This window comes from Anaerotruncus sp. G3(2012), assembly GCF_000403395.2.
Lineage (GTDB): Bacteria > Bacillota > Clostridia > Oscillospirales > Ruminococcaceae > Anaerotruncus.
The window spans coordinates 21,888-27,887 of record NZ_KE159679.1 but is presented as its reverse complement, the minus strand read 5'-3'; the positions used below and the strand labels follow the sequence as shown (position 1 = coordinate 27,887).

Genomic DNA, 6,000 nt, shown 5'->3' with positions numbered 1-6,000 from the left:
CAGGCTCATCGCGCTGCCTGGCGTGTGGCTGCCTTCCCCCACCTCCAGGCGCCCCTCCCGCACCGCTTTCAGCCAGGCGTGGATCGTCCCTTTCGGGATGCCCAGCTCCTTCGCCGCTTTGTCTCCGCCGATCTCTCTGGCCAGCTTTACGGCCTGTACCTTGTACTCTTTATCGTAGCTTCGAGCCATTGCCTTTTCCTCCTTCTTCTCTTTTTTCTACTCCCTTGAGGAAAAGGTGTCAACTTTTTTTATACCATATCATATCAGCCACAAACTGAAACTCTGTCCGGAGCAGTATTTGACCGTCATCGAAGGTGCGCTTGACGGGGCGCTGAAAACTGAAAAACCAGCAGATGAAACGGAGGGTGTGTGAGCATCCTCTGTTTTCGTTTCTCCAGGGCGGCTCTGCCGGCCCTTTTCTTTTTGAAAAATCCGGGATTTTGCGGGCAGATAAAGGTGTTTCCGGCATTGTATTTACGGGGGAAGGAGCGTAGAGCAAGCACAGCAAGTGTGGCCACACTTGCGAATTTTGCTTTAGGGAACCCCTTCCCCCTAAACACAAAATTGCTTGTTGGGATACTCCCAAACCCTTATGCAGAAAGGACGGTGTCGCCCTATGGCAAATCGCAGACGCCCCATCATCCTGCGCTGCCCGGTAACAGCGGAAGAACGCACCTTGATTGAGCAGAAAATGGCCCAGCTCCAGACAAAGCGGATCGGCTCCTACCTGCGCAAGATGGCGATTGACGGATATATCATCTATGTGGACACCAGGGACATCAAGGAGATGAACAAGCTCCTGTCAGCCATTGGCCGGAACATCAATCAGATCGCCAAGCGAGTCAATGCCAGAGGCTCCACCTATCAGGCCGATATGGAGGAAATCCGGGAAAGGCTGGATCAGATATGGCAGTTACAAAGACGCATCCTATTAAGTCAACGCTGAAAGCGGCCATTGACTATATCTGCAACCCCGACAAGACGGACGGGAAGCTGCTGGTATCCTCCTTCGGCTGTGCAGCCGAGACCGCCGACATTGAATTTGAATGGACACGCCGCCATGCCATTGACAAGGGCACGCACCTGGGCCGCCACCTGATCCAAGCCTTTGAGCCTGGGGAGGTCACGCCAGAGGAAGCCCACCGGATCGGCATGGAACTGGCACGGGAGGTCCTGGGCGGCAAATATGAATTTGTCCTCACCACTCACATTGACAAGGATCACGTCCATAATCACCTGATTTTCAATGCGGTCAGCTTCACCGATCACAAGCATTACCATTCCAACAAGCGCAGCTATCACGAGATACGCCGGGCCAGCGACCGGCTGTGCAGAGAACACGGCTTGTCCGTCATCGTCCTTGGCCGGGATAAGGGCAAGAGCTACATTGAGCATCAGGCCGCACAGAACGGCACCAGCTACAAGGCAAAGCTGAAAGCCGCCATCGACCGGCTGATCCCCGTGTCCTCCAGCCTGGAAGATTTGCTTGCCCGGTTGCAGCGGGAAGGGTACGAAATCAAGCGGGGAAAGTATATCTCCGCCAGGGCGCCGGACCAGGAGAGGTTCACCCGGCTCAAAACCCTGGGCGCCGATTACACGGAAGAAGCCGTTGTCTCCCGCATTGCCGGAGGCACCAGGCCCTCCAGACAGCCCCAACAGCGCAGCGGGAAGGTCAGCCTGCTCATTGACATTCAGAACAATATCAAGGCCCAGCAAAGCGCCGGATACCAGCGGTGGGCGACCATTGAGAATCTGAAACGGGCGGCTGCCACTATGAACTTTCTCACTGAACACGGCATTGGCAGCTATGGGGAATTGGTGGAACGGTGCGATGCTGTTGCCGCCGCCTCCATCCGTACCAGGGAAAACCTGCGGGATACGGAACAACGGATCGCCGACCTTGCCCTTCTGGGAAAGCAGATCGACACCTACCGCAAGCTGAAACCTGTCTATGACCGATACAAGGCATCAAAGGACAAGGAAAAATTCCTGCGCGGTTTTGAGAGCGAGATCATCTTGTTTGAGGCGGCCGCCAGGGAAATCAAGAAGGCCGGGATTACCAAACTCCCTTCCATCGAGAAACTGAAAGCAGAGCTAGATGGGCTCGCTACCCGCAAGATTACCCTGCAAGCGGAACTTCGGAAGATACAACGGGAGGAAAAGGAGTATGATAATGTCCGGCAGAATGTGGACGACCTAATGGAAAGACCGAACGAACAGGAACAGAAGCGGCAGCGGAGCAACGATTTGGAGTAACAGAGATTGGGCGGTTTACAGCCTTTACAAACTATCTGGCGGATGTAGATAATTTTTCAGAGAAGTGTAGAAGCCTTACTCAAAATCATTCTAAAATAACAGTCATTGGTACCAATAATAAAATTTCCCCACTCTCAATAAGAGAAGTGGGGAAATTTTATTTAGTCGTTCTTGGACAGCACGGTTTTTCTCAAAATTTCACCAACCAAATGATGTAATGTTGTGCAAGGACACATTTTTGAAGGAGTAGTTTGACCATTGGATAAATAATGCTGTAATCTTTTCTCCGCTATCTTTATTGCAGTATTTTCATCTCCAAACCGAGTTAGAAGATTATAATTTTGCGGATTTGACTTTATATACTCCTGCCCAGTTCGTTTTTCAAAAATATCGCCAAATCTTTGGCAGCAAACTGGGGAGGTCAACCAGTCTGCATGCATAGTCCCAAAGTATGCATCAAACCAAATTTCAATGCACGGATTTGACCATCCCACATGGATTCCACATCTTTCTGCATCCCTTATTATCCTGTCAAAATTAGGTACTTCATCCCGATCAAAAACTATCCAAGGCTCACAATATTGTGGTTGGAGAGAAACCTGTTCGCTACATGCTTCTATCAATTTTTCGGTTTTAGTTTTAGATACTTTTATTACGATTCGTCCTTGAAATTCTTTGGGCAACGAATCCCTAAGACCATACATATATTTTTCTTCGGTTTCATCTGCGTCCGTATAAATGAAGTATCTTCCCAAATCAGGGATTCGGTTTTTAAATGCTGATCTTGGAATGCGCTTTCCAGTTCTATCGGCTCTTGCCACAATTATTCCCCCTTAAACATATCAAAATATGATAAGGTAGGAATTGCACCATACTTTCCTAAAAGGTAATTCTTCTCATAGTTCTCGTCTTTACGGATTTTGACTCCATCATCATCAACAAAGTCGGCCAAAGAATATAACACAGAAACCCCTTTTGAATCTTTAGCCGTAAACCAGATTTCATCTCTACGCAGCAAGTTGTTCGAAAGTTGCCAAGAATCATGGGTCGTAAAGACTAGTTGCGCATGTTTAGGATTAGTCTCAGGATTGAGAAATGCAACCAAGAATGCTCTTACTAACAAAGGATGGAGTCGGGCATTTAACTCGTCAACAAATAACACTCCTCCGTTTTCAAGAGTGTCTTGTAAAGCGGGATAAAGAGCAAACATTTTTAATGTGCCTGCAGATTCTTCTGCCAATGGGATTGTTGCAGTTTCGTTAGAATCCGCAATCCTATGCACTGCATCAATTTTTATATGCTTGGAATCATCATTGTCATCATCCGAAGCAATAGTTTCAACATTAAATCCAATAATTGACGAATCAAAAGCAGAAAAATATTTAACAACTTTGTCTTGAACTGCTTTATCATCCGCAAACTCAGGCGGAATGATTCTCGACAAGACTGCGTTTTCAATGGGGTCACCAAAATCCGCTAGGTTCGAATCATAAAACCAATCGCGAATGAGTTTAAGTTTAGGTATCTTCAATTTGGCCCCAAGAGATACAATTAGCGTTTCATCCTCTAACGCAATTTTAATATTTTCTTGCCGATTTGCTGACAGCCCAGACAAGTCTAATTCTTTTTCTAATCTGTTTCTATAAAAAATTCTTCGATATTCTCTAGCAGTTCTTGCCTTCGAATTAAGCCATTCTTCTACAATGCCATTTTGATCCAAAGTAAAACCATAGTTATAGCATTTGCTTCCTTCGCTTTCAGAAGAAATGAAATATACTTCAAAGGACGAAACATTTTCTTTGCTTGTTGTATCAAAAAGAAATGGTGTCTGCTTTAGCCTTTTTGATCTTGACTTCTTGTCATCATTTTCACCGCCATAGGCAAAAGAATCCAAAACATAAATTGCCATAAAGCGAAATGCATCAACAACATTTGACTTCCCACTTGCGTTTGCACCATATATAGCTGCTATGGGTAATATTTTTTCTGTTCCAATATGAATTACATGATTGCTATTTTCCGTAATTTTAGTAGCAGATAAGTCTAAAATTGTATCATCACGAAAAGATTTGAAATTTTTAAAGCAAAATTGTATTAGCATATAAACTACCCCCTAATTATTATTATATACGCAAACTCCAATAAAATCAACATCTATTTGAGATTTTTTCTCAATGGCATGTGTTTTATGCGCCTGTTTTTTAATTTTTAACACAATCATTTAATAGATTTCTAATTATCTCTTTAGATGTTCTTATATGCCGGTATAGCCCGTTATTCCGGGCTTTTCCGGCACTTTTCATATCGGAAGAACCTCACAAATCTTTTTATTACCCCTTATGTTTTCGCTCTCAAAAGTAGTAAAAGCAGTAGTAAATTCTGCGTACTACTTATGCCGCCTTGGTTTCCTCGGCGCTTTCCGCCGCAGGCTCCGGCTTGGCCTCTGCGGTGGTTTTTGCCTTGGCTTGCAGTCGTTCCATTTCCTCCTGTGCGGAATGGAAAGTAGCGTGGGCGTAATAGTTCAGCGTCATTACAATGTTGGCGTGTCCCATGATGTACTGCAATGCCTTGGGGTTCATGCCCGCGTTTGCCATTCTGGTACAGAATGTATGCCGCATGGTGTGCGGCGTCATCACATCGGGCAGCGGCTCCTTGTGGCACTTGTTGTACTTCTTGGCAAGGCACTTGAACATGGCGTCATAGTTGACGGCGGTTTTGGGCAGGCCGTCCCGGTTCAGGAACAGGAAGTCCTTATAACCATCAACCTCAATGCACCTGCCGTCCCTGCGCTTCTTCAACACGCGCTCAAACGCTTCATAGGCGGCTGCGCTCATAGGCACTTGACGGAATCCGCTTTCTGTTTTTGGCGCTTCGATATAGTAGCCGTCCTCGGTGCTTCTCAAAAGCTGGTGGTCTACATTCACAAAGCGCTTCTCAAAATTCAGGTCGGCGGGCGTCAGGCCGCAGAGTTCGGAAATACGAAGCCCGGTTTCCAGCAGGATCACCACCTCGTCATAATACTTGGCATAGACGGGATCGTTCTGCATGAAGTCCAAAAGCTCGTTTTCCTGTGTAGGGGTAAGCGGCACCTTTGGTACGGTATCGTCGTTGATAACCTCATTGATCTGGAAGTCAAAGGGATTCTTGCGGAGGCAGTCGTCCTGTACGGCCATATAAAAGATGGCTTTTAAGGAACGCTTGCTGTTGCAGATGGTGTTGTAGGCAACGCCTTTTTCCTGCATACGCAAGGCCCATTCTTTCGCGTCGGACAGCTTCACGCTGTCAATGCTGGCCGCGCCCAGCTTATCTTCGGACAGAAGTTTCATCAACTGCTGGCGGCTCTTTTGGGTTCCTTTCCGCACATTCCCGCGCTGCCGGATGTACTTTTCGTAAAGCTGGCACACGGTCATTTTCTTGCCGATGGTGTCGATCCCGTCGTCAAGGTCTTTCTGTATCTGCTTGATCTTCTCGCGCAGGGAAAGACAGGGCCGCTTCCCGGCAGGTACTTTGTCGGTAGGTACTAACTTCCATGAGTAAACAAACTGGGGTTCTCCAAAGGTGTCAATGTATTTGTAAGCGTATCTTCCATCTGATCGCTGGCTCTCTCCAGACTTCAAAAGGCGGCCTTTGTTGTCCCGTCTTTTTTCATCTCGTTCTTTTCTTGGCATTTCGTCATGCTCCTTTCCATGACGGAAAGAGCCTTGACACGCTTATAACCTATTATAACACGCGCAAGGCCCTTTT

At 46.9% G+C, this 6,000-nt stretch carries 6 protein-coding genes; 2 read left to right on the top strand and 4 right to left on the bottom strand.

All coding sequences use genetic code 11. From position 1 onward, the window contains the following. The coding region (locus C814_RS24330; protein WP_016317334.1) for a helix-turn-helix domain-containing protein at nucleotides 1–189 on the bottom strand (189 nt) is incomplete at its 3' end. A 427-nt stretch (nucleotides 190–616) separates the two neighbouring features. Here C814_RS24330 and mobC point away from each other — a divergent pair. Together mobC and C814_RS20300 are read left to right on the top strand one after the other, a co-directional pair. Then, the gene (gene mobC / locus C814_RS20305) at nucleotides 617–946 is read left to right on the top strand and encodes a plasmid mobilization protein (protein WP_016317333.1); all 330 of its coding nucleotides are present in this window, start codon (nucleotides 617–619) and stop codon (nucleotides 944–946) included. Then, on the top strand, nucleotides 907–2,256 hold the full coding sequence (locus C814_RS20300) for a relaxase/mobilization nuclease domain-containing protein (protein ID WP_016317332.1): 1,350 nt from the start codon (nucleotides 907–909) through the stop codon (nucleotides 2,254–2,256). Before mobC ends, C814_RS20300 begins: the two co-directional genes overlap by 40 nt. A 161-nt stretch (nucleotides 2,257–2,417) precedes the next feature. Here the strand turns inward: C814_RS20300 and C814_RS23245 are convergent, their stop codons facing one another. The 3 genes from C814_RS23245 to C814_RS20290 all read right to left on the bottom strand — a co-directional run bounded on the left by C814_RS23245 (nucleotide 2,418) and on the right by C814_RS20290 (nucleotide 5,924). Next, the gene (locus tag C814_RS23245; RefSeq protein ID WP_016317331.1) at nucleotides 2,418–3,077 is read right to left on the bottom strand and encodes an RloB family protein; all 660 of its coding nucleotides are present in this window, start codon (nucleotides 3,075–3,077) and stop codon (nucleotides 2,418–2,420) included. A 2-nt stretch (nucleotides 3,078–3,079) separates the two neighbouring features. Next, complete coding sequence (locus tag C814_RS20295; protein WP_016317330.1) at nucleotides 3,080–4,357, bottom strand: AAA family ATPase; 1,278 nt, start codon at nucleotides 4,355–4,357, stop codon at nucleotides 3,080–3,082. Between the two features lie 289 nt (nucleotides 4,358–4,646). Next, nucleotides 4,647–5,924, bottom strand: coding sequence for a tyrosine-type recombinase/integrase (locus tag C814_RS20290; protein WP_016317329.1), 1,278 nt, complete (start codon nucleotides 5,922–5,924; stop codon nucleotides 4,647–4,649). Nucleotides 5,925–6,000: the final 76 nt, after the last annotated feature.